Here is a 25,678-nt window from a genome sequence, read left to right on the forward strand (position 1 = left end):
CCATTTTTTCTTAAAGACAATTTTCCCATTCTACTCGCATAAATGCCGGAGACCAAATAAGTTCATTGAACAAGGCACAATACTGCTTGATTTTCAAACAATCAGTCATATTGGGAAGAAAGGTTTCCTTGCTACTCTTGTGAAGTGGCAGGCCTGAACCAAGCCGCTTTCCGGTCTTGGCGGTACCGAACGACGTCGACCTCTTCACCATTAATATGCAGCGAAACCTGACCTGATTCAGCCGTAGATAACCAGTTAACGCCTCTGTCTAAGTAACGCTGCTGCACATCGCTTGATGGTAAACCCCAAGGGTTAAACCGTGCAACCGAGACCAGTGCATACTTAGGATCCATCCGGTCGAACCAGCCCATTTGATCAAGCCAAGTTACCGTTGACGAACTGCGACTGCCATGATGCGGTACCAAGAGAATGTCCGGTGACAAGTTAGGCTCAAGCCTTGCCAACAACAGCTCAGATATCGCATCGATATCCCCGGTTAGTAGCAAAGAGGTGTCGTTTGCCATACTGCCACCGACACCTTGCTTCACCTCAACAACACAAGAATGTGGGTTAGCTGCTCTCGCCACCTGTTTTGGTGGCCACAGCACACGGAAGCGCAAGCTGTACCACTGCCATTTTTCACCACGTACGCAAGCTTGGTAGCCCTCACGGAAGTCACTACTACGCTTCCAATCCGGGTCAAAAACCTCCACCAAATAGTCGGCACCAGCGGCATGATCGCTATCGGCGTGGCTCAGGATTAAACCATCCAGTGACGTTTGTCCTCGCTGCTTCAATACCGGCTCTATGACTGAATGCGCAATAGAGCCTTCAGGCCAGCGGTTACCGGTATCGTAAAGTACACTGCGATTCTGGGTCGATATCAATACCGCCAAGCCATGCCCGACATCGAGTAAATCAATCTGCCATGGCTCTCGATTTTTAATTGAGACAAAGGGATCATGAGACGTTGGCTTATCATCTGTTTCTGCCATTTGTGTGCCTTGAATGACAGCTGGTTGATTCCACAGCATAACCACCATTGAAAGCACGGTTAATAAAGCCGCAAAGCGCCTTAGCGGCAGTAACCAGAGCAAAACCGACATAGCCGATGCCGCCAAGACCCAACGCCCAGCGCTATCTGCTAACACCCACCAGCCGCCACGAGCCCATTCAGCTATCCACAGTACCGGTGATAATGTCATGTTAGCCATCTGCCAGCACACCATAGCCAATTGCTCAACGGAAGAAAACACGATAGCTGCCAGTACCAACGGTACTGTGGTCATACTGACCCATGGCACGGCCAGCAAATTCACCAACGGTGCCCAAGGTGAAAAACCACCAAACCATAGCCACTGAACCGGCAGCATCAACACCAGCAATGATAACTGGAGCAACAGCAGCGCCCGCCATTTACCCAGCCACCTCTGGTGAAGTTTCATCTCTGAGCTTTCCTCGAATCTTACGCCGCCGACATGTGCCATAGCGATAACCGCGACCGCGGCAAATGAAAGCCAAAATCCAGCGTTGTATGAGGCGAGCGGATCCAACGCCAGACTAACCGTAAAAACCAATAACAACACTTGCCAACTCGGCCAAACTACTCGAAACCGAAGTAACAGCAGTACGACCGAGCTCATCAACAAGGCTCGTTGCGTCGGCAGGGTAAATCCTGCAAGCCAAGCGTATACCCCTCCAGTGGTCAACCCCACCCATAACGGTAGCCATATTGCATGTGGCCAATCACCAAACAGATTTCGCAAAACGCCACCGCCCCACCACCCCAGCATTATGGCAAGGCCAATATGCAAGCCGGAAATCGCCATCAGGTGAGCAAGACCGCTGTCACGCAGTAGTCCCCAATCTTGTGCCTCTAATGCCCCGCGAAAACCAAAACCCAGCGCCAACAGATACCCTTGATGGTTGAGTTCATCGGTATATTCTAGAGCGCGGTCAAAAGCCATTTGACGAAGGCCAGCTAACGAATGTTGGCCACTGGCCAAGCGAACACCACCGGTCACGACACCTACCCCGTGGATTCCCTTACCAACAAACTGCCGTTCACGATCATAACCGGCGCTGTTAACGCGACCATGTGGTGGCCTTAGCCTCACTTGCAACTGCCAGCGCTCTCCCTGCTTCATCACCGGCATATTGGTTTGATTTTGCCAACTCAACCTTAAACGCAGCTTTTTACTCAGCCTAAAATCTGGCTGACGTAATTCTGACGTTACAAAATCAAACAAAGTATCTAATTTCTTACGATTTAATAGGCTGCTAACTTCCCCAACTATGGTAATATTCCTCGGCTCAATAAAAGTCAGTTGGACGTTTTTTAGATAGGATGTTGCGGCGAGATTTGCCAAACAAGCGCCGATGGCGATATAGATCAATAATCGCCATTTGGAATAGAAACACACTACACTGCCTATCATTAAGGCTGTAATAAATCCATGGTAGGTTGGTAATGCCAACCATAAGTGAAGCGATAGCAGTCCAATTGCAACCCCGGCAGCGCTTGTGTTCATTTCAAACCTGCCTGTGAACAAAAGAATTACAATGCCAAGACAAGTAATTAAACGAATGATGCCAAGCCATGATGTCATCAAACGCCAAAAAGCGTTGAAGATATTCGGCAATGTGCTTTATAACCCAAATTTGTGGTGTCTCAACCGCCGCTCGGCGTCGGGTGCATTTGCAGTCGGTTTGTTTATGGCGTTCGTCCCCCTTCCCAGTCAGATGATCATGGCTGCCGGCGCCGCCATATTTTTCAGCGTCAACTTGCCACTTTCGATCTGTCTGGTTTGGATCAGCAATCCAATCACCATGCCTGTCATGTTTTATGGTGCATACAAAGTCGGTGCCTGGCTGATGAATACACCGCACCAAGCCTTCCACTTTGAACTGTCTTGGGCGTTTTTGCTGCACCAAATGAATCAGATTGGTCCACCTTTTCTATTGGGCTGTGCCGTCTGTGCCGTGTTCTTTTCAACTCTCGGCTACTTTGGCATCCGCGGACTTTGGCGCTACTCAGTGGTCAGAAGCTGGCAAAAACGTCGATTCCGCATGCTGAAATAGTTCTGTGCAAATATAATTTTCGGCAGCTAAAACAAAAAACCTCGCAGATGCGAGGTTTTTTTAGCTCTATAATAAGGCAGTCTCAAATAGCACTATCGAATTAGCGAGGCGGTCTGCAGAAAACTGAAAACTGCCATATCTCATTCATCAAAAAGTCGACCTTTCCCCCAAAGCGCCATTTCAGCAGCGGCCCTTAAGACTCACCAAGAGGGAAGCAAACGCTTTATTTGGTGCCCGGACTGTCTATTTTGCACTCAATACCATTGCGGGCTGAAGTGCACCGGCTCGCTTAGCGGGATACCATGTAGCCAAGAAACTCAAGATCACCGCTGTTGTTGTCACCAGCAATACATCTTGCATAGACAGTAGCGTCGGAAGAAAATCGACAAAATAGATATCGCCAGACAAGAACTGATGGCCAATTAGGGTTTCCAGCCCCCTAATGAGAGTAGTGAGATTGACAGCGACCAAAGAGCCCAGCAACGAGCCTACCAAGCTACCAACAACACCTGACAACACACCGTGCCATACGAAAATGGATCGGATCAACTTATCAGTCGCCCCCATAGTACGCAATATCGCAATGTCCGCCGCCCTGTCTTTTACAGCCATCATCAACGTAGACACGATATTAAAACTCGCGACCCCGATCACCAGCACCATCACCAGATACATAATGGTACGAACCATTTGGATATCACGGTACAAGTAGCCATACTTTTGGTTCCAGCTTTTTAGGTATACGTAAACAGGCAGAGTAAAACCGACTTCTCGCACGATGCTTTGGGCATCCAACACCTTGTCAACATTAAGCTCGATTCCGGTTACCCCCTCGCCCATCGATAGGTACGATTGAGCATCTTTGAGAGGCACTAATGCAAAGTTGTGATCAATCTGTCCAGCCAGCGCAAGTAAGCCAGAGACTTGAAGTCGGATACGATGCGGTGCCTTAAGCTTCAAGCTCGGATCTGGGTTAGGGATCATTGCCGTGATCCAATCTCCCACGTCGATACCCAGCTTGTCGGCCACGCCTTGCCCCAAAATAACCTGTTGCTTACCCGCTTCAAAGCTATCCCAAGCATTATCCTTGACAAATTGCGGCAACACACTGACGTCACGTTGCTTTTCTGGGTTCACGCCACGCACTTCCACCGCCTTGAGGCTGTTACCTTTCTCAAGCAAGGCAGTAAAGTTGATATAAGGGGCCGCCGCAGTCACCCTTGGGTGCTGCTCGACCAAATCGAGAACGGGTTGCCAATCTTCAAAAGGCGGTGTCACCGCCTCCAGTTCGCCATGGGGGATCACCGATAGGACCCGGTTTTGCAACTCACGCTCAAAACCATTCATCGCCGAAAGACCAATAATGATCACGGCAACACCTACCGCAATACCCAGCGTCGATGAAATCGAAATAAACGATACCATCCGGTTTCTTTGCTTGGCGCGGCTGAAGCGGCTGCCGATGTATAGAGAAAGCGGTCGGAACATCAAGCCACCTCTACTAGCTGCAACTCGCCGTCTTGCATATGCATGCAGCGATCCAGTTTGCCAGCTAACTCATTATCATGGGTTACCACCAAGAAGGCGGTACCCGACTCCTTGTTGAGCTTGCGCATCAAATCATAGATTTCCAGTGCGGTTTTATGATCCAGGTTACCCGTTGGTTCATCGGCCAAAACCAAAGACGGTTTGTTAACCAGTGCTCTTGCAATAGCGACCCGTTGACGCTCACCGCCACTGAGCTCGGAAGGACGGTGCTCCAGCCTGTGACCAAGTCCAACCAGATCCAAGATACTGTGGGCCTGCGCGCGTGCTTTATTCGCGGCAACACCGCCAATCAGCAATGGCATAGCCACATTTTCCAACGCACTGAAATCAGCCAACAAGTGGTGGAACTGATAGACAAAGCCAATCTCCTGATTACGCAGCTTAGCCTGCTTATTGGCACTCATTGCATTGAGTTTTTGCCCCTTGAAAAACACTTCGCCTTCGGTAGGCTCATCCAATGCTCCAAGTAAATGCAGCAGCGTACTCTTGCCCGAACCTGACGCACCGACAATACCGATAAGCTCACCAGCATCAAGGTGGAAACCCACCCCTTTTAGCACCTCTGTTTCAAGTTGGGCTTCTTGATAAACTTTTCTCAGGCCCTGACAAACCAATAATGCATTACTCATAACGAAGTGCCTCTGCTGGACGAACAGATGCCGCCCGGTAGGAAGGAAAAACAGTTGCCAGCAAACTCAAAACAATCGCGCCGACAATAACTAAAGCAATCTGTAGTGGTGATATTACAATCGGTAGCTGACCGCCAGCGGTGATCAAATTCACGCCAATAACAGTGAGGAAAGAATTCAAGTTCAGCGCCAATATGGTGCCTAGTACTCCACCAATGATAGCGCCGATCACACCACTACTAGCCCCTTGTACCATGAACACCAACAGGACCTGACGGCTGCTCATACCTTGTGTTTTCAAAATGGCCACTTCGGCCTGCTTTTCCATCACCACCATGATCAACGCCGAAATAATATTGAATGCCGCCACACCGATAATCAGTCCCAGCATCAAGCCCATCATGTTCTTTTCCATTTTCACTGCTTGGAATAGCTCACCGCGTTGTTCTCGCCAATCTGACCAAGTCATTCCATCGGGTAAAGGCCGGTTAGCCAGGTCGGCGACCACGAACGGATCATCGACAAACAAGCGCCATCCTGTTATCTCACCGGGTTTCAGGCGTAACAATCGTCCAGCATCCTCGATATGAGTCAGTATAATCTGGCCGTCAACATCCGATCCGGTATTGTATAAGCCCGCGACTTCAAAGTTTCGCTGGCTAGGAATTCGACCGAGCGGGGTATACTGGCTGGCGCTAGTGACCATCAAGCGTACCTTGTCACCAACTTTGACGCCCAGTTGATTGGCCAGGCTTTGGCCTAGGATAACTTTATAGCTGCCCGCTTCCAAACCCTTGATATCGCCATGGTTAATGTAATAGCCGACCGGCTCAAAGGCGTCAGGATCGACACCCAGCAGCATCCCCGCCGCTAACGATTTAGCACTTTGCAAAATCGCCTCGCTACGAGTAAGCGGTGACACCATATCGACTTTTGGGATCCCCTTTAGAAATTCTGGCGGTTGCTCTGTACGAGATAAGTGACCATCGGGAGTCGAGATAACAGCTTGAGGCATCACCCCAAGGATCCGCTCCTTGAGTTGCTGCTCAAAACCATTCATCACTGACAAGACCGTAACTAAGGATAATACCCCAACGGTAATACCCGCGGTCGACATATAAGAAACAAAACGGCTGAACCTATCACCAGAACGTCCTCTGAGATAACGCAGGCCGATAAAAAATGAGACGGGATGAAACATAGATAAGAAAGATACCATCCTTATAAAAACTGTTCGAAAGCATACCCGTTGCCGCGTCTGATTACCATTAAGCACAGTAAAACTAATGTAAAAACAGCGGGTAAAACCCCCACTCTGCGACCACTTTACTTGTCCCAAAGCAATAGGTGGGTGATAATCGAAGAATAGTTAATTTATATCGAGTGCGACATGAATCAGGACGAGTATTTTTCAGTCCATGCCGGATTGACCATCAATGTAGAACCACTCCAACCCGGTGAAAATATTCCCGAGATGCTGGCTTTCCAGCAAGAAATCCCGCCCCTGTTTCGTATCGCCAGTGAATGCAGCAGCTTAGATGACGGTTTAGAGCATTCATTATCCCAACTAAAAAAAGACGAATTCAAAGCACTTTCGAATTACCTTACCGTGCAAAACAACAAGATAAATTTATTATTATCTTTCGTGCTAGCCCAACAAGATGATGCCGAGCTTCGCTTTACCACGCACACTTTCGGCGCTAGTCAACTGTCCTACTTTTCAACAGAGGCGTTAATCGAAGGCGGCAAGGTAAGGCTCAAGCTGTTTCTTGATAACCCCGCGGCGGCCGTTTACGCTTATGCTGAAGTAACCCAATGCCAACCTCAACAAGACGGCAGCTACGAAATTGCCTTGAAGTACGTACGCTTAATGGAAGATGACAGGGATCTGCTGATCCGAGCCGCCCTGTATTTCCAGCAAAAAATTCTGCGCCAACGCGCCCAACAGCGATCAGATAATAAAAGTTAACCATGAAAGCACAGTCTATTCTCTCTCTTCCATTACCGTCCAAGCCGGGTGACAGCCGATTCGTCGGTAATGTATCCGGTGCTGCGCTGGCGCTCTCTGTTGCAGAAGTAGCCCACGATCATCAAGGCCCTATTTTGGCTGTGGTGCCAGACACCCAGACCGCATTACGCCTACAACCCGAAGTCAGTCAGTTTACCTCATTAGAAGTCAGTGTCTTCCCAGACTGGGAAACCTTGCCGTATGATAACTTTTCGCCGCACCAAGATATCATTTCAGATAGGCTGACTCGCTTATATAACCTCCCCCAGCAAGCTAACGGGGTGGTGCTAGTACCAATCAGCACCCTGCTGCAGCGCATGACACCAAGGGCTTTCATCCACCAGCATGCGCTGATGGTTCGTAATGGTGATAGATTATCGCTGGATAAGCTACGCCTACAACTCGAAGCCTCAGGTTACCGTCACGTTGATCAGGTTATCGAACACGGTGAATATGCCAGTCGTGGTTCACTGATTGACCTGTTCCCAATGGGCAGTAACCAACCGTACCGCATTGACTTCTTTGATGATGAAGTCGATTCTATTCGCCAGTTCGACCCCGAAAACCAGCGCTCTACCGGTGAGATTGAACAAATCCGCCTATTGCCAGCCCACGAATTCCCAACCGATGAAATTGCCATCGAGAATTTTCGTATGCGCTGGCGTGAGCGCTTCGAGGCCCGCCGTGAGCCAGAGTCTATCTACCAACAGGTCAGCAAGCGTACTTGGCCTGCCGGTATCGAATATTGGCAACCCTTGTTCTTCGAGCACACCGAAACACTTTTCGATTACTTGCCGCAAAATAGCCTGCTGCTCACCATCGGGGCACTTGAGTCCGCCGTTGACCAATTTTTAACCGATGCCGAGTACCGCTACGACCAGCGCAGAGTCGATCCTCTTCGCCCACTGCTCGAACCTAACGAGCTATGGTTGACCAAAGAGGAAATGTTCACTCATTTCAAAACGCTGCCTCAAGTGCGTATCCGCCAAGAAAGCGAGCCCGACAAAGCTGGCCGCTACAACCTGCCAGTTAAAGCGGTTCCTGAGCTAACCATCAACCACCAGCTCAAAGAGCCATTGGCTGAACTTCGACGTTATTCGGAAAGCTATCAGGGCAAAATTGTCTTCTCGGTCGCCTCTGAAGGCCGCCGCGAAGCATTGCTTGACCTGCTAGCCCGAATCAAGCTGCGCCCGGTAGTAGCACCTACCCTGACAGAAGCCTTGGCGACACCGGGCAAATTTAGCCTAGTTATTGGCTCGGCTGAACAAGGCTTTTTGCTCGAACAGCCAGAAGTCGCCCTGATTTGTGAAAGTGACTTACTGGGTGAACGCGTGGTTCAGCGCCGTCGCCGGGATGAAAAAAAATCGGTCAATGCCGATACCATTATCCGCAACCTTGCTGAACTCAAGGTCGGCCAGCCGGTGGTCCACCTAGATCATGGTATCGGTCGCTTTCAGGGCTTGCAGACACTCGAAGCTGGCGGAATGAAAACCGAATACGTCACCTTGGAATACCAAGGTGGTGCCAAGCTTTACGTCCCGGTAGCCTCACTGCACTTGATCAGCCGTTACTCGGGCGGTGCGGAAGATTCCGCTCCGATCCACAAACTAGGCGGTGAAACGTGGGTGAAAGCTCGAAACAAGGCGGCTGAAAAAGTCCGTGATGTTGCCGCCGAGCTGCTTGATGTCTACGCCAAGCGAGAAATGAAACCGGGCCACAAATTCACACTTGATCGCGAAGCCTATGCCGACTTCAGTACCGGTTTCCCGTTCGAAGAAACTCATGATCAGGCACTGGCTATTAATGCTGTCCTATCTGATATGTGCCAAGCCAAAGCCATGGATCGTCTAGTCTGTGGTGATGTCGGCTTTGGTAAAACAGAAGTCGCCATGCGCGCAGCCTTTGTTGCCGTCGATAACAGCAAGCAGGTCACCGTACTGGTGCCGACGACCCTGCTTGCTCAACAACACTTTGAGAATTTCCGCGACCGTTTTGCCAACACCCCGGTTAGGGTTGAAGTCCTTTCACGCTTCAAAACCGCCAAAGAGCAAAAACAAATCTTGGCCGACATGGCCGAAGGCAAAATCGATATCCTGATCGGGACACACAAGCTGCTCAATGCCTCGGTGAAGTACCATGATCTTGGTTTATTGATTGTCGATGAGGAGCACCGCTTTGGGGTTCGCCAGAAAGAAAAGCTCAAGGCGATCCGTGCCGATGTCGATATCCTGACCCTGACCGCAACGCCAATACCGCGCACGCTGAATATGGCGATGAGCGGCATGCGCGATCTCTCGATCATTGCTACGCCACCGGCCCGCCGTTTGGCCATCAAGACCTTCGTTCGCGAGTCAGATGATGCCCTAGTCAGAGAAGCTGTTTTACGCGAGGTGATGCGTGGCGGTCAGATCTACTTCCTGCATAACGATGTCGACTCAATCGAGAAGATGGCAGAAGATCTCGCCAAGCTGATCCCAGAAGCACGAGTCACCTTTGCTCATGGCCAGATGCGCGAACGTGAGCTTGAGAAAATCATGAGTGACTTCTACCACCAGCGTTTTAACCTGTTGGTATGTACCACTATAATCGAAACCGGTATTGACGTTCCCACTGCCAATACCATCATTATCAACCGTGCAGATCACCTTGGTCTGGCCCAGCTTCACCAGCTACGAGGTCGCGTCGGACGTTCGCACCACCAAGCCTACGCATACATGCTGACGCCGCACCCTAAGCGAATGACCAAAGATGCGGTGAAGAGACTTGAGGCCATTTCCTCACTGGAAGATTTGGGTGCAGGCTTTACACTTGCAACGCACGATCTTGAAATTCGAGGGGCTGGTGAGCTACTCGGTGACGAGCAAAGTGGCCAAATCCAATCAGTCGGTTTCACCTTGTACATGGAGATGCTCGAGCAAGCTGTCGAAGCACTGAAAGAAGGTAAAGAGCCTTCGCTAGATGACCTGCTACGCCAGCAAACCGAGGTGGAACTTCGCCTACCGGCATTGCTACCCGAAGAGTTTATTCCGGATATCAATACCCGCTTGTCGTTGTACAAACGCATCGCCAGCGCAAACAGTGAAAAAGCACTGGATGAGCTCAAAGTTGAACTCATCGACCGCTTTGGACTATTGCCAGATCCAACACGTAACTTGCTAGTGCTCAATAAGATCAAGCTTAAAGCTGCAAATATTGGTGTACGCAAGATTGAAGCGAGTGAAAAAGGCGGATTTATCGAGTTTAATCCGAATGCCAATATCGACCCGAGTCTCATCGTCGGTTTACTTCAGTCACAGCCACAACATTTCCGGATGGAAGGGCCAACCAAGTTGAAAGTCATGGCCCCGATGAGTGACAGAAAAGACAGAATAAAGTATGTTGACGGTCTTCTAACAAAGTTGGCCGAAAACGCTCTATAATAGATAGCACTTAAGTGCGGAGTATTATCTTGAAAAATCTCATTTATTTGCTGCTGTTCGCCATTAGCTGGCCAAGCCTTGCAGCGCGACAGTTCGATATTGAAGTGATCTTGTTCAAGCGTAACATCGCACCAGAGCAAGTGAGCGAATCTTGGCCGGACAACCCGAAGCCTGTCAACCTAAAAGGTTCAATAGACTTTGGTGATACCGCTCGCCTTCAAGCACGAGGGCTCACTCCGATGCCATCGTCCCAGTTCGAGCTCAATAGCCAGTATAGCAAGCTAAAGCAACATGCAGGTTTCACCCCTCTCGCCCACTTTGGCTGGCGCCAGGGTGATCTGAGCCGTGCGGCAGCGCCGCGCATTCACTTTACTGCAGGTAAAGACTTTTCCGCTCAGTTCTTAGCAGATGGTACACTGAAGTCAGCCCAAGCCGATGAGCAAAAGGACATTCCTTCAGACCAAGGGTTTACCGAAGAATCACTGGATACTGCGTCTGATGAAGCCGAGGAGCAAGCAAGTGCATTACGTGAGCTTGACGGCACATTGCGTGTCTATGTTCAGCACTTCTTGTTTACTGAAGCCAATTTTGCTCTGCGCGAACCAAGCCGGCGCGAAGTCATCATCGGAGCTGAGCCACTTGACCCAATGGAAAGTGCATTAGAGCCGGAAGGTAACGTCCAAATCGGCCATCTGCAGGAAGTCAAAAAACAGGTGAAAGTGGAAGAATTCCTCAAATCCTACCCATTCCAGCAACAGCGTAAGATGCGCAGTGGCGAAACCCACTACCTTGACCATCCACTGATGGGTATGGTAATTCAAATCCGTCGCATCGACGGTTAACCCGCTCACTATCTAGATAAAGGGCTGTAAACGCAGCCCTTTTCACATTTTAAGCACCAATTCCAACAACACCCACGACTTTCACTCTACCCCGGTTTATGCTAGGAAAGTATTTCGACGGAGACTGTTGACAGGATGAAAGCAGACTACCAATTAACAAGCGAACGCTTGCTACTTCGCCCCTATAAGAATGTTGATCTATTGGATTTGCTCGATGCGATCCACCGCTCACAACAAAGCCTTTCTCCTTGGCTGCCTTGGTGCCACCCTCAATACAACCAACACGACGCCCATGAGTGGATTCATGCCAGCCAGCAGAACTGGGTGTATGACATCAGCTATGAATTTGCCATCTTTGAGCGCACTACCGATATATTTCTTGGCAGTACATCCTTGAGCAATGTATCCGAGCTCACTAATTCGGCTGAATTGGGGTACTGGATCCGCTCCAGCGCACAACGAAAAGGCTATGCCACAGAAGCTTGCCAGGCGATTGCTCAGTTTGCTTTTGATACCGTCGGCCTGACACGCATTGAAATTGTTAGCCACCCCGGCAACCTGGCTAGCCAGCGCACCGCCCTTGCCACTAAGGCCCATTTCGAATGCACAGCACGAAACCGCATTGTCACCCAAGACGGGCCCGTCGATGGTCTGCTGTTTTCGCTGATCCCCAGTGACATTACCAATTCCACGCCGCCCAGACTATGACTACGCCTAACGAGTTATAACCTTAGCTTAAGTACCCGTTAACCTACCTTTCACCTGTAGGTCAGCTCTGCTACTATCGTCGAGTATATTCAGCTTTATATTACAAAATAAGGAACTTACGTGTTTAAAATTATTCTTGGTATCGCCCTTATTGCGCTGGTTATCTTCTTTATGCAACGCTCGCAAGGTAATAAGCAGGCTGCAGCCGAAAACATCACAGCTGGTGAAACGTTCCTTGCCGAAAATAAGGAAAAGGAAGGAGTACAAACAACGGCATCAGGCCTACAGTACTTAGTTCTTCAAGACGGAACAGGTTCGGTACACCCTAAAGCAAGTGATAAAGTGACCGTCCATTACCATGGCACACTGCTCAATGGCACGGTATTCGATAGCTCAGTAGAGCGTGGGGAAACCATCCAGTTTGGCCTAAATCAGGTTATCAAGGGCTGGACAGAAGGTGTGCAGTTGATGGTTGAGGGTGAGAAGACACGTTTCTTCGTCCCGGCCGACCTAGCCTATGGCAACCGCGCTATTGGATCTATCCCACCAGGCTCCGTGCTGATTTTTGATGTTGAGCTGTTTAAAATCAACTAATCGCAGTTCTCAAATATTTATAGGTTGGTATAACACCGCATTAAAAATAAAAAACGCCTGATTGGCGTTTTTTTGACTAACGAAGTGTTTACTTGTAAGAGATACGATAGCCGCTATCTTCCAGAAATAGCTTCACCATTTACGAAACAACCCGCCAGTATTGACGGGTTGTTATCACTACACTTACCAGCTTAATCGCTTAGTCTAAAGATTATGGTGCTAGGTTAGGAGCAACGTAGGTGTAATCTTCACCAACACCAACGATATCATTCAAGCCATTACCGGTTACATCACCAACCAACCAGAAGTGGCTGCTTTTTTTCCAATCAGCTCTCATTACAAACTGATTGTTTTCATCAGCAACTTCTGCGATCCGGTCACGAGTAGAATAGTTATTGACATCAATCATTTCAAAACGACTGCCGGTAGAGTCTCCAACAAAAATACCATATTCAAGCATGCCAAGCATGTCGCCACGACCGTTACCTGTCATATCTACGATATCTGAAAAGAACATATCATTAGGACCATGAATAAAATCACGTCCTTCTGTTCCCGTAATATGACCTTCACCATCATCGTTGATCAGCCATGGTTTAGCTTCACCAAAGTTACCGTTTCCATCGTTAAGAGAAACCAGCATATCGAACTGAGCATGAACCACAATATCTGGATACCCGTCACCATCAACATCAACAATTGTCCTAATGACGCGATCGTCTTGAATTCGGTCTTCATCAAACGTGACATCAGAATCGGGGTGGTATGGCTGATCGGCACCAAAGTTATCATGTACTTTAATAATACTAGAAAACTTGTCTTCTTCAGAATAGGCTACGTAAACACCGTCATCACCGAAAGCAACGAGATCTGCCATGCCATTATTATTCATATCAACTAACTGGAATTGATGTTTACGGGCATCCCACGCATCATCAGTGTGTGGCGTATGCTCAGAGCCTAATGTTTTAAACTCGTCACTCCATTGAGCAAAAAAATCACCAAAGTGCTGGCCATTGCCAAAGTTGACATAAACGCCACTATTCGTTATGGATACTAGATCGACAAACCCATTACCATTTACATCGCCAAGTAGCCGGGTCATCGTATCAGACCACATTGCTGCCTGAGGAGGTAAATGGTTTTGTAGCCATGCCTCACCTTGCATAAACTGAGTTCCGTCAGAGGGAGCAACGAATATTTCACTATCTCTGATAGCAACTAAGTCGTCAAGACCGTTATTGGTTACATCAGCTAATACAAATTTCGTATTAGTGGGAGTCCACCCATTACTAGTAGAGAACTCATCACTCCACTCCTCATCGGCGCCAAACGCACTAGATGCATGGCTATTTTCAAAATTAAACGCATCATGACCAAATGCATTGTTAAAAATAAGCATTGCAGAGGAGTCAACACCGGTATTGCGTCCACGATAAAGGTGGGCATGGCTCGAAACCAGCTGAAGAGACGAAAATTCAGCACCAAGACTTTCTTTCTCATCTACAAACTGCTTCGCGGCGGCAGCTCTATCCGCAGTCCAAATTGACTCGGCATCCATAACAATACGGTCAGGTGAAACTTTATAGTTGGTGATTAACCAATCTTGCATAATTTCCGCTTCAGAGGTATCAAAGCAGCTTACACTTGTTTCGTTATTGCCTTTTCCTGTTACAAAATATACAGGGTTAGCCATTTCGCTTGCAACAGAGTGGGCAAGGGATACTCTGTGTTCAAACTTTGCACGTGGCGTACAATTTTCGACACTCAACTCCATACCTGGAACAATGACTAAATCTACAGGCTTATCAAATGGTGCCGATAAGTTAGAACTACCATCACTATCACTGCTTGAACTGTTACAGCCAGCCAATGTGCCAACTAAAGCTAATGAAACTGCCAAAGCTACTTTATTTTTCATCAAAAAACTCTTATATCTTCAAATATACGGAAATGCCGAGTAGCACATCACAGGTGGCTACTCGGTAAAGAACAATGCTTATTTACTTACGATCGCAAACTTACCTTCGAAATCGACTTTCGCCCAGAACGTGTTGTCTTTTAAGCCCATAACGAGATCTTGGCTACAACCGTTACTCGCGATGTCGTTAGGGAGGACGCTCAAGAATTCTGAAGAGTAACTCTCTTTGCTCAAGCACTGATCGCTATCAAGTAACGGTACCCACTTGTTATCAATGCTTAAATGCGCAAGTGTCACATCTTGTGCATCAAGACCAGCAGGAATGCTGAATTCAAACACGTAGTCATCGGCGCGTAGGAAACCATTACGCATATCATGGTCAAGTTCCCACTCATGGCCTGTCTTAGTGCGATTAGGTGACTTTTCATTTAGCAAAGTCGGATCAAGTAATGGCTTATTGGTCACATCCATATATTGTGGGTCACCACCGTCAACAACGGTTGTACCGTGACGAGCACGATCTTGAGTAATATCTAGTGCATAACCAGAAGAGTTAGCAAAGCTACCTGTTTGACCCTGAATACCACTGATGGTTAGTACTTCACTCACGGTATTGGTTTGTTGTGCCGACCAGCTAAGCTGAACTAGCTTTTTCATATCATGAGTTTGAGAGATCATGTAAAGATCATTCAAGTCCTGGCCTGTAGTCATTAGTTCTGTAAATTTTGGATGGCCTGTATTGAATGGCTTAGTTACATCAACTTGGTAGTGCTTTCCTGAATTATTGTTGCTTCCAATTGGGATTTCGGCATCATAAACCATCCAGTCATACCAGTTTTCTATCCACGTATCGCCCTTGTTGCCAGACTGATTACGAGCGTATGCGAGCATACTGTTAATGCGACTATAGACCTCATTACTACCATCAATGAGCCTGGCTTTAGTGCCTTCTGGTGACCAGCAATCTTCAGTCGTGTAGCGGAAGTCATAGTACCCTTGCTCCGCTACGGTTTCTCCAATGTGGCTAGGGTGAACCAGTTTTTCACAACGTTCACCGCCCACGGTGAAGCGATCTAGCATTTTCCACGTCACACCCATATCTTGCCATGTGTGAGACTGTTCAAAATCATCGTAATAAGCTTCAAAACTTAGTTCGTCATTAGTGATCGTAAACCAGGATGCGTTAACCTGTTGCTGAGTAGGTTTCAAACCTTCCTGAGCGAAGATATCAGCATCCCAGTCATCTCTCATATCACCGCCGATTCCCCAACCATTAATCAATAGGTTACGGGCCATCATAGTACTTTGCAGACGCTCTTGCTGTTTTTCATAAACATAAGCTTTATCAGATGCACTACCAGCGACGATTTCCGTGAAATAGTCACCCTGACCGATGTTAAGTCCTTGCTCTGCCGCGCCTTCAGTCCAAATAGCCGAACGGCTGTAAATATGGTCATGTCCGGTCACAAGTGTTACGTTGTTCTGGGCAAACAACTGGCGCCAGTTATCGAAGTTCTCTGCGATACCGCCACCATTTAGCGCACTCCATGCCATACCTCCACGGTTGCCACCAAGGAATGTTTCATGAGAGCCGACAAACACATGCTGAATATGTTCCGGACGATTCTCAATTTGAGTTTTAACCCACTCAAAAGCGCCCGTGAAATCACCCCAAGATAGGTTAATTACCATGGCATTACCGAAGGTTGCTGCATAAGAGTAATACGGCTGTTCATCATCGTAATGCACTAGTGTTCCGCCATCAGCTACGACATCATCAATAAATGGCTTCATGTAGTGCGTAAAACGTTCTTTTGGCGTCATATCCCCCGCACTACCACCATTTTGCTCATGGTTACCTGCGAGAGATAGGAATTTCATTCCCGAATCCTTTGCTAATCGTATCCAATCTTCATATTCATTTATTGAACCCCAATCGGTCAAGTCACCAACCGCAATAACATGAGTAACGCCATTATCCTTATATAATTGCAGAACTTCTGTCAGCTGGGCAATGGCAGTACCGTGGCCATTAGTGGATGTGAATCCTTGGGTATCAGCCAATAATCCAATTTTCATATCTGGAGTGATAGGATCTCCATCACGAATGACGGTATTGGTTGACGAGTCAGAGCTAGAATTACACCCAGCAAGAAGCGCAACAGTTAATACTGCGATGGTTGACAATTGAAACTTCATTATATTCCCTAAATGATTACAACTTATGCGTGATATTGCGGGATGTAATCGTATACAAAAATAGTTTCAGTTTTACTTCATTTATAATACAGATAAATCTATGATGTTAAAAATATACAACCGCCGAAACAATACGAGCATAATTACGAGCATAATTACGAGCATAATTACGAGCATAATTACGAGCATAATTACGAGCATAATTACGAGCATAAAATCAAACCAACAAACAGTTACCGACACAATTAATATTGTCGATAAATATAGTAAAACTTAATTAATCGTAATATTTCCTTCACAATAGATAACTAACATGCGCTTCTCACATTTCATTTGAATTAATTATGTTTGACCGACGTATACGAACTTCGCTGATTGCTATTGGAACAGACCTATTCCTAACAATCCTACGTTTAGGATTAGCGGTGATCACAACGAGTGCTGCATTATGGGCTGATGCAATACATTCTGGAGGTGACCTTTTCGTCTCTATTGTACTACTGGCGGGGCTTCTCTACCGGACTTACTTGCACTCCAAGTGCCGTGATAGAGCAGATCAACGAGCTGATAAGCTAGAATCTTTATTGTCTATGGGTGTTGCAATATTATTGCTATCAGCACCTTTTTATTTATGGGGACAATTAAGAGCAGGTTTAGGCGAACAGATCACTAATCCCGCTATTGGTATAGTTGGCACCATCGTCGTTATTATTGCTTTATTATTAATATCAAAATTCAAGTGGTATGTAGGACAACAAACAGGCTCTTTAGCGCTAGAGGCCGATGCTCATCACAGTCATATGGACTTACTGACCTCTGTTGCAGTGCTACTTTCCTTAATCGGTGAAATGGTCAGCCTTAACATAGACAAATACGTTGCCTCTGTTATTTTATTGCTAATAACACTTTCTGGATTGAAATTATTATACTCATCGTTACATTCTTTTTTCGGATTGGGATTACATAGGTTTCATTCTTTAAGATCTAAATACAGGCTGCAATTTCGTAGAGTAAAGAATAGATATTTATTAGCGAAAAAACATATACAAGAACACTCAAAACATATTTACATTACAAGTATCAGTATTTATTTATGTTCAGGCTTCTCCCTAGTAAACCTTGGTGAAACCGGTGTGTCATATTTCTTATCAAAACCAATCAATGAGTACCTAGAGCCGGGACTGCAATATAATTTGCCATACCCACTAGGTGTATTACAAAAATGGGAAGATGGCTCAGTACTATCGATTCAAGTCGGTTCGGTCATAGGCAATGGAGCGCGAGCGCCTGGTGAAAACCTGTGGCTACAGACTCAAAACCAAGCCAATAGCAGCGATGGAACCGATTACCTATTAACCGGTGACGAATCGCTGATGTTCGTACAGGTTGAAGTGCAATACCGTATCAGTGATGTTATTAGCGTAGAACGAAATGTGGCTGGTGTTGAGTCACTAATAAAAATGACTGCGAGCAATGCACTGTGGCAGTCAGTAGCCATCGAAAGGCAATCACACTTCGTTGGTCAACGTTATTCTGATTTCAACACGAAAGTCGCAAATAAAATTCAGCAGAACCTAGCTAACCTAGCGCTACCCATTGAAATTATAAGTGTGACCATCAATCGCTTACAGCCCCCAGCAGGATTGGCCGATGTGTATAGAGATGTTCACAATGCATTTCATGAAAGCAGAGATATGGTTAACCAAGCCGTTGCCTCGCGATTACACGACATACCGATTGCTCGATCTGAACTCGTTCTGCAACAAAAGCGCAACCAAGCCATTGCCGCTGAAAGGATTTATCAGGCAGATGGAGAGATTGCCAAACTTAAGCCTCTCGGCGACATCCAGCGTGCTAAACCTGATGCCTTCGCATTTAACTTGCTTGCAGATACGCTAGAGAATAGCTTTGAAGACGCCTTTATCACCCTCTTACATCCAGATGTCGACAAGTGGGACTTACGTACGCCATTGTCATTACCGGAAACAGAATAACCATGAACAAGTACCTTACTATTGCGATTCTATTTTTACTGACAGGCATCGCAGTAATATCGAGCATCATTCAAGTCAAAGAGTCTGAGATAGTCATCGTTAGTCAATTTGGTCGGCCTAATTCGGTTATCTCTAGCGCTGGTCCCGCCTTAAAATGGCCTGATCCGATTGAAACGACAGTACGCCTTGATAAGCGATTACAAACATTGTCACTTCCATCGACGGAATACGGTACTCGTGACCGTAGAAATGTGGTGATGGGTGCTTATCTCGTCTGGCGTATCGAAGATCCCATTCATTTTCTAACAAGTGCTCGTAGTATTGAAGTTGCACAACTGCGCTTAGAAACACTGGCCAATGGTGAAATTGGCTCTGAGATAGCATCGGTTCCAATCTCAGGCATATTCAGTGCCGATGCAACAGATAACCAGATCGATGCACTGTTCGAGCGTGTCACTGAATCCGTCACGACCAAAGCAATGCGCGAACTTGGCATTGAGGTTGTATCTGTGGCGCCTTATCAGTTCGGTTATCCAATCCAAAACTTGCAAGCTATCTACGAGCGTATGGCATCAGAATGGGATCGTCTCGCAAGGCAATATCGTGCAGAAGGAATGGAAACCGCCTCGAAGATTCAGGCGGAAACAGAGCTTGAAATACGAGAGATGAGAGCGAAAGCCTACCGTGATGATCAGCATTTATTGGGTGAAGCCGAATCGCAAGCGGCCGAATTATTTACGGATGTATTTGAGAGTAATCCAGAACTATACCGACTTATCCGCTCTATGGAAGCCTATCAATCTATGTTTGGCGAAGGAAGCCGCATAGTGTTACCTGCAGATCTGGAAATGTTTGAACCACTCTTCAATCGCCCATCTGGAGGTACAGATGAACCTGCGTCATGATATCGTTCACACATTTCAATCGGCTCGGCGTTGGTTGATGATTATAACGACCGCCTTTCCGGTCATATATCTGTTAAGCGGTTTTTATTTGATTGATGCCGAACAACGAGGCGTGGTGACACGTCTCGGAAAAGTAATCAATGACAATGTATTGCCAGGTATGCATTACCGTATACCCTACCCGATTGATGACGTTGAATTAATCTCGGTGACTGAACTGCGATCACTCGTTATCGACTTTTCTAGAGAGTATCAAGCCGCCTATTTGCAATCGGAGTTGACCACCCGTGGGGGAGATTTAGTCAACATGCGCTTGGAAATACAGTACACCGTCGCAGAGCCTGCACTCTTTTATTACGCTGCAGATGATGTTGAGAACTTGCTTAAGCAAGTCACCATGTCAAAGACTATCTACTACACGACCAAACAAGATTTTGAAACCTTGTTGACAACGGGCCGCTCTCAGTTGCAATCAGAACTGCGTGATAATGTGCAATTTATGGCTGATGACTTAAAGATGGGGTTACGAGTTAACTCGATTACCATTCGCCGGTTGGAGCCCCCTAGCTCTGCCAAACGCGCTTTTGATAGAGTCCAGGCCGCACCCGCTGAAAAAATGCAGCGGATAGAACAAGCCCTGGCAAACAGGGAAACAGCACAAGTCGCGGCACGAAGCGCCATTAATCAAATAGAACTACAAAGTAAAGCCAAGTACCAAGAGATTGTTCAATCTGCACAAGGTGATGCATCTCGATATCAATCAATTATGTCAGGCCTAGAAACGCCAGTCGCATTAGAACGTTATTACTATGAATCATTAGAAGCAATTACATCCAAGGTAGAGCTTCAAGTAACGGATGGACGATAATCATCGTCCCCAATTAAGCGACTGTGTATTTGATGAGGTATAAAACATCACCGGAGCAGCCGCTCCGGTTCTGATGTAATTGCGATTAATGTAACTTTATATCGATTAATGCAATTTGAGGTTAGGCCTAAGAACCCTGTTAATACGACCAACCAGCATCATCAGGCTGGTTTTCACCACACCGTGCAACGCGATTTGGTGCATGCGGTAAAGGGAAATATACACCACGCGAGCAATGCGTCCCTCAACCATCATCGAGCCTTTGGTCAGGTTCCCCATCAAGCTACCAACCGTTGAGAAGCGGCTCAACGAAACCAACGAGCCATGATCACTGTAGGTATATAGCTTCTGTTCACGGTCTGTCATTTTTGCCACAATGTTAGAGAAACAACGGCTTGCCATCTGGTGAGCGGCCTGAGCTCGTGGTGGGACAAAGCTACCGTCTTCCTGTGCACAGGAAGCCAAATCACCAATCACGTAGATATCGTCATCGCGCGTTGTCTGCAGGGTCGGCTTAACCACTAACTGGTTGATACGGTTAGTCTCAAGACCGGCGATATCCTTGATAAAATCAGGCGCCTTGATACCTGCCGCCCATACCATGATTTGGGCAGGGATATGCTCGCCATCTTTGGTTGTCAGGCCAGTTTCATCAGCCTTGGTTACCATAGTCGCAGTACGAACATTTACACCAAGCTTGGTTAGCTCACTGTGGGCAGCTGAAGAAATACGCGGTGGTAGTGCAGGCAAGATACGCTCACCAGCTTCAACCAAGTTAACATTCAAGCGTGAGCTGTCCAGATCACCAAAACCATAGTTTTTAAGTTCTTGCACTGCATTATGAAGTTCAGCAGAGAGCTCAACACCGGTTGCACCGGCACCGACAATTGCGATATCAACCGTTTTTTGCTCTTTGTTTGCATGCAGTTTCAAGAACTGGTTGTTCATTTTTGTACGGAAACGGTGCGCCTGCTCTGGACTGTCCAAGAAAATACAGCTCTCACGCACGCCAGGAGTATTGAAGTCGTTAGAAGTAGACCCGATAGCCAGCACAAGGATATCGTACTCTAGCTCACGCTCAGGCATCAGCAATTCATTTTGTTTGTCATGCAATGGAGCAAGTGTGATCACTTTACGTTCACGGTCGATATCTTTCAGGCTACCCATTTGGAAATCAAACGAGTGGTTTTTCGCATGTGCACGATAGCTAAGCGCATCAACACCTGCGTCCATAGAGCCTGTTGCGACTTCGTGCAACAGTGGTTTCCACAAATGGCTCCCCTTACGGTCGACCAACGTCACTTTAGCACGGCCTTTACGGCCCAAGGTACGACCCAGCTTAGTTGCTAGCTCCAAACCACCAGCACCACCACCGACAACAATAATACGTGTCATCACTACTTCCTTTCACAAATTTAAAAACTTACAAATTCAAGCTGACCCGAACTAAATCCAGTCAGTATAATTCTTTACTATCAATAATTTAAGTTCAGGTACACTCAGGATGCTTACTGCACCTTCTTTATTTGGTTATCTTAACTTTTTTTGATTAATCTCAAAAAAAGTTAAGATTTTCATTATAAGCAAATATTATTTCAAGGCAAGAAATAATTGATTAAGATCAAAACTAGCAGCACAATCGGGTTCGCCATGCTCCCCAGAGCATAGTATGGCGTACTGAGGCACGGCAAATAACACCCATGCTAATTTGTTGACGAAAGAAGCGAGCAGTAGATGCCACAATTGACATAGATAGGACAGGCATAAAGCAGACGGACACATACCGTCTGCTTACAAATAGAAGTTAGGAGGCTTCTTTGAATGCTTTTATTGTTTGCAGGTGCTGAGAAATTTTCTTGAATTTATGCGTTTCGTTCTCGTCCCAAATAATCTGATAAAAGTCACCTAGCGCATCTTTAGTGAGATTGTTGTCTAAGACTTCATCATTTGTGGACAGTATGCACAGGCAGTTACCTGCGTTTTTGCTACGAAAATCTGTTACGCACTTGGTGGAAATATCAGCATACTCTTCAGGGCGGTCGATGCGACCTTCCATATTGCATTCTGGGGACAGGTTTGGGTTGAAAATAACCTGCTTCATGCCACAAAGAAAGCCAACGCGCTCAGACCAATATCCGCCAAGTCCCACGCCACAAATCAGCGGTTGCTTATCAGCAGACTCTTCCTTTAGCTTGAGCACTTCTTTGAGTAAGTGCTGCATATCATGCTTGGGGTGCAGGGTACTGTAATTCACAAAACGTACGTCAGGATCAATGAATTGAAGCTGCAATACCTTTTCATGGTTCCCCGGGCTTGTTGAGTCAAAGCCATGCAGATAAATAATCATTATTCTTCCCTATTGTGATTATCAGTAAAATCAATCTACCACGTTTTGTAGGGTTTGTTGACACTACTTTCACAGTAAATATCCGTTATTGATTGATCAGCAATGCAACATCCTTCCGTAGGTCGACCAGCTTACGGTTCAGGTAAGATTGCTGTGACGGCGACATGGTATGGTTGAGGCGTCGCATTAGCTCAAAGCGGCGATTGAGGTAGAAGCGGATCTCACTTTGATACTGTGGACTGTTCAGCGCCATCATGTCTCGTGCCAGCTTAGTCAGTTGTATCTTGAACTCAGGTTGGGTACGGTTTTTCATCAATTGCTGCCAACGTTCAAAATAGCCGTTGCGCATTGAGCGAAAGATTGGCGCCATTTCCAATTGGTAGCCTGCCAATTCTGTCAGTAACTCTTTTTGCCTGCTAGTCAGTGATCCTACCCAGTCTTGGGTAAAATCTTGTAGCCGATCTACGCGTTTGGCTAATTTTTGAGAGTCACTTAATTTACTGCGTTCTTGATCAAATTTAGCAAAACGCTGGCGCAAACTCGCTTCAACTTGCGCAACTTGAGTGTTGCTAAACTGGGAGAATACATCCGCTAAAGGCTCGGCCAGAATTGCTGCCGAGTCCTGCCCCAATTGGGTAAACACTGTGTAGTATTCCTGCACCTGACCGTATGTCATGGGAGAAAGCAGATCAGCCTGCAGACGATCAATCGCACGGTGGATTTTGGGTAGCTCCTGCCGTCGGTGGAGTGCTAGAGCACGATCCAATCCACGGTCAAATGTCGAGTCTTGGGAAGAATTAAGCGTCACATATGAAGAAAGACGGTAGCTTAACCATACATCGAGGTTGTTATAGGCCAAGCGAGTGGTACACCCCGCAACCATTACCACACTCAAGGTGAACGCTGCCCATTTTGGGATCTTCGTACTCATCACATTCCCCTCATCGAACCTTGATGCTTAGTACCCACTTAGCGAAATGACGCAGCTGAACGTCATATAGAATCATTACTACAGTATACAAGCCCTATGGACACAAATTACTTACCGTTTCTGATTGTAGACGAAGGAAAGTTAAAAGTATCAACTAATCAGATAATTGCAGATCGTTCCACAGCTTTTCTTGTAATAATCGAGCTTGCGAAAGATAGCCTTCATCGGGTTGCTCTTGGTCAGAAAAATATTGTGATCCAACGTAAAACCATAGCATAGCCAAATAATCACACCATGGCTGCCAATACGTAACGGCCGACAACCACCGCGCCTGCTCGGTAGCATCGGTAATGCCCATACACTGACAATAGCGAGAGATAGCCTCTGATATTTCAAGCTGATTGGCTGCAATAGTCAGCGCTAAATCCAATGACGGGTCGCCTGCGGCCGCATACTCCCAATCAATCACTTGGTGCTGACCGTTTGGTGCAACAATCACGTTATACCACCCCAAGTCATGATGACAGCACGTGTCAGCAAACCATGTCTTAATAGGCAGAGATTGGAAATAAGCATGGATACGGCAAAGTTGAGACTCCTCCACTGCACCACCGACATACTGCCAATAATGTGCACCCCGGAGCTGACAGTCCAGCCGCCACGAAGGAGAAGGAAGTTGGTGTATAGTCCCTAATAAGTCCATGACGGTTTTAACAGGGAGATCTGGTGTAGCGGTTTGACCGTCGGCCCACTCAACGAATAGCCCCTCAGCGAGAAGGGCAAAGGGGCGCGGTGCTATATCATGTTTGCCATAAGGGGAAATGGCCTGGAGTACATCATGCTCTTGCTGGCGTGATACTCCAAAAGCCTTTGATGACGCAGAGCAAGGCCGCCATACAAGGGTTTGGCACCGCCCGGTCTGACAGTGCGTAATAACGACCTGCCAGCAGCGGTTGCTGAGACCGCCGCTGAGAGGTTTGGCTCTGTCTAAATGGTACTCCGGCATCCTAGCTCCAAGCAGAGCCTGTAAGTTTTCGATACTCATGTCACCGGAAGGCCTATGTTACCAGCCCAGAAGGCTCTTCGACTCCTGCTTACGGATCTCGGTTTCGTCAGCCCATTCAATCAGGCCAGTTTCCAAGTCCATCAAGCGCATGGTCATTTTGTAGTAAACATCTTTGTCACTACCCGCTGACTTCACAATGCTCGACAGGTTACCGTAAAGCATGTATTCCGCACCGACCATTTTACCAAACTGAATAGCTGTGCTCTGGTTAACCAGCTCATCGTTATTCTGGAAGTTAAGCTGTTTGCGTACATCTTCGACACGAGTCATGTCCACAAAACGGAATTTACCCGAGTTTAGCAAACGCGTACTGACCGAGTCGGTTACCGACTCGGTATCAATATGCTCGCTGGTTTTATTCTTGATGCTATCAACAACAATGATTGGGCGCTGGCCATTACCGGTAATGTAAGCAACCGAGCCAGATGTCAGCATGCTGTCTGTCATTTCTTCAGCAATCTTTTGTAAATCTGTCGAACCAAACTCAATAGTGGTTGTTTCAGCCTGCTGAGCATCACCATAGCTCACCTTCTGGGCACAGCCGCCCATCAGTGCAGCCACACCCATTAATGCGATTACGCTTTTTTTCATTGTCTTACCTTTATCAGTCAAACAGCA

20 protein-coding genes are annotated in these 25,678 nt (G+C 47.0%); 9 read left to right on the forward strand and 11 right to left on the reverse strand.

The window, feature by feature from the left end; all coding sequences use genetic code 11:
* Positions 1–131: 131 nt before the first annotated feature.
* On the reverse strand, positions 132–2,531 hold the full coding sequence (locus ACVA53_RS05890) for a DNA internalization-related competence protein ComEC/Rec2 (RefSeq protein ID WP_446504698.1): 2,400 nt from the start codon (positions 2,529–2,531) through the stop codon (positions 132–134).
* Between the two features lie 31 nt (positions 2,532–2,562).
* Here ACVA53_RS05890 and ACVA53_RS05895 point away from each other — a divergent pair, with 31 nt between their 5' ends.
* A complete protein-coding gene (locus ACVA53_RS05895; protein WP_255040912.1) occupies positions 2,563–3,081 on the forward strand; it encodes a DUF2062 domain-containing protein in 519 nt (172 codons plus the stop codon).
* 243 nt (positions 3,082–3,324) lie between these two features.
* Here the strand turns inward: ACVA53_RS05895 and lolE are convergent, their stop codons facing one another.
* From lolE to lolC, 3 genes are read right to left on the reverse strand one after another with little or no spacing between them, the layout of a single operon-like run.
* Positions 3,325–4,569: a lipoprotein-releasing ABC transporter permease subunit LolE gene (gene lolE, locus ACVA53_RS05900; RefSeq protein ID WP_255040913.1), complete on the reverse strand. Its 1,245-nt coding sequence runs from the start codon at positions 4,567–4,569 to the stop codon at positions 3,325–3,327.
* Entirely contained in the window at positions 4,569–5,258 is a 690-nt protein-coding gene (gene lolD, locus ACVA53_RS05905) for a lipoprotein-releasing ABC transporter ATP-binding protein LolD (RefSeq protein WP_255040914.1), read from the reverse strand. Before lolD ends, lolE begins: the two co-directional genes overlap by 1 nt.
* Positions 5,251–6,459 (reverse strand): lipoprotein-releasing ABC transporter permease subunit LolC, encoded by a 1,209-nt coding sequence (lolC, locus tag ACVA53_RS05910; RefSeq protein WP_446504699.1) that lies wholly within the window; start codon positions 6,457–6,459, stop codon positions 5,251–5,253. The genes lolD and lolC overlap by 8 nt, the downstream gene beginning before the upstream one ends.
* A gap of 189 nt (positions 6,460–6,648) precedes the next feature.
* On the opposite strand from lolC, the gene ACVA53_RS05915 reads away from it, so the two are divergent.
* The 5 genes from ACVA53_RS05915 (at position 6,649) to ACVA53_RS05935 (ending at position 12,829) form a co-directional block, all read left to right on the forward strand.
* Positions 6,649–7,227 (forward strand): PilZ domain-containing protein, encoded by a 579-nt coding sequence (locus ACVA53_RS05915; protein WP_446504700.1) that lies wholly within the window; start codon positions 6,649–6,651, stop codon positions 7,225–7,227.
* Positions 7,228–7,229: 2 nt separating this feature from the next.
* Positions 7,230–10,685 carry a transcription-repair coupling factor gene (gene mfd, locus ACVA53_RS05920; RefSeq protein WP_446504701.1) on the forward strand — a complete coding sequence of 1,152 codons (3,456 nt, stop codon included), beginning with the start codon at positions 7,230–7,232 and terminating at the stop codon, positions 10,683–10,685.
* Positions 10,686–10,714: 29 nt separating this feature from the next.
* Positions 10,715–11,527 (forward strand): peptidoglycan binding protein CsiV, encoded by an 813-nt coding sequence (locus tag ACVA53_RS05925; RefSeq protein WP_255040918.1) that lies wholly within the window; start codon positions 10,715–10,717, stop codon positions 11,525–11,527.
* A 135-nt stretch (positions 11,528–11,662) separates the two neighbouring features.
* Positions 11,663–12,235, forward strand: a complete 573-nt coding sequence (locus ACVA53_RS05930) for a GNAT family N-acetyltransferase (protein WP_255040919.1) — start codon at positions 11,663–11,665, stop codon at positions 12,233–12,235.
* A gap of 120 nt (positions 12,236–12,355) precedes the next feature.
* Positions 12,356–12,829: an FKBP-type peptidyl-prolyl cis-trans isomerase gene (locus ACVA53_RS05935; protein ID WP_373689541.1), complete on the forward strand. Its 474-nt coding sequence runs from the start codon at positions 12,356–12,358 to the stop codon at positions 12,827–12,829.
* A gap of 211 nt (positions 12,830–13,040) precedes the next feature.
* On the opposite strand, the gene ACVA53_RS05940 is transcribed toward ACVA53_RS05935, so the two are convergent.
* Positions 13,041–14,750, reverse strand: coding sequence for an ElyC/SanA/YdcF family protein (locus tag ACVA53_RS05940; RefSeq protein ID WP_255040920.1), 1,710 nt, complete (start codon positions 14,748–14,750; stop codon positions 13,041–13,043).
* Positions 14,751–14,828: 78 nt separating this feature from the next.
* The gene (locus tag ACVA53_RS05945; RefSeq protein ID WP_255040921.1) at positions 14,829–16,949 is read right to left on the reverse strand and encodes a metallophosphoesterase family protein; all 2,121 of its coding nucleotides are present in this window, start codon (positions 16,947–16,949) and stop codon (positions 14,829–14,831) included.
* 344 nt (positions 16,950–17,293) lie between these two features.
* Here ACVA53_RS05945 and ACVA53_RS05950 point away from each other — a divergent pair, with 344 nt between their 5' ends.
* Genes ACVA53_RS05950 through hflK form a run of 3 tightly spaced genes read left to right on the forward strand, consistent with a single transcriptional unit; the run spans position 17,294 to position 20,716 of the window.
* Entirely contained in the window at positions 17,294–18,943 is a 1,650-nt protein-coding gene (locus ACVA53_RS05950; RefSeq protein WP_255040922.1) for a cation transporter, read from the forward strand.
* A gap of 2 nt (positions 18,944–18,945) precedes the next feature.
* Positions 18,946–19,848, forward strand: coding sequence for a protease modulator HflC (gene hflC, locus ACVA53_RS05955; RefSeq protein ID WP_255040923.1), 903 nt, complete (start codon positions 18,946–18,948; stop codon positions 19,846–19,848).
* A complete protein-coding gene (hflK, locus tag ACVA53_RS05960) occupies positions 19,832–20,716 on the forward strand; it encodes a protease modulator HflK (RefSeq protein WP_255040924.1) in 885 nt (294 codons plus the stop codon). The genes hflC and hflK overlap by 17 nt, the downstream gene beginning before the upstream one ends.
* A gap of 105 nt (positions 20,717–20,821) precedes the next feature.
* On the opposite strand, the gene ACVA53_RS05965 is transcribed toward hflK, so the two are convergent.
* The 5 genes from ACVA53_RS05965 to lpoB form a co-directional block, all read right to left on the reverse strand.
* Positions 20,822–22,111 carry an NAD(P)/FAD-dependent oxidoreductase gene (locus ACVA53_RS05965; RefSeq protein ID WP_446504702.1) on the reverse strand — a complete coding sequence of 430 codons (1,290 nt, stop codon included), beginning with the start codon at positions 22,109–22,111 and terminating at the stop codon, positions 20,822–20,824.
* Positions 22,112–22,520: 409 nt separating this feature from the next.
* The gene (gene ycfP, locus ACVA53_RS05970) at positions 22,521–23,063 is read right to left on the reverse strand and encodes an alpha/beta hydrolase YcfP (protein WP_446504703.1); all 543 of its coding nucleotides are present in this window, start codon (positions 23,061–23,063) and stop codon (positions 22,521–22,523) included.
* 85 nt (positions 23,064–23,148) lie between these two features.
* Positions 23,149–23,994, reverse strand: coding sequence for a DUF6279 family lipoprotein (locus tag ACVA53_RS05975; RefSeq protein WP_255040927.1), 846 nt, complete (start codon positions 23,992–23,994; stop codon positions 23,149–23,151).
* Between the two features lie 154 nt (positions 23,995–24,148).
* The gene (locus tag ACVA53_RS05980) at positions 24,149–25,039 is read right to left on the reverse strand and encodes a phosphotransferase (protein WP_446504704.1); all 891 of its coding nucleotides are present in this window, start codon (positions 25,037–25,039) and stop codon (positions 24,149–24,151) included.
* Positions 25,040–25,057: 18 nt separating this feature from the next.
* Positions 25,058–25,651, reverse strand: coding sequence for a penicillin-binding protein activator LpoB (lpoB, locus tag ACVA53_RS05985; protein WP_255040929.1), 594 nt, complete (start codon positions 25,649–25,651; stop codon positions 25,058–25,060).
* Positions 25,652–25,678 lie beyond the last annotated feature (27 nt).

This window comes from Photobacterium sp. DNB23_23_1, assembly GCF_052873815.1.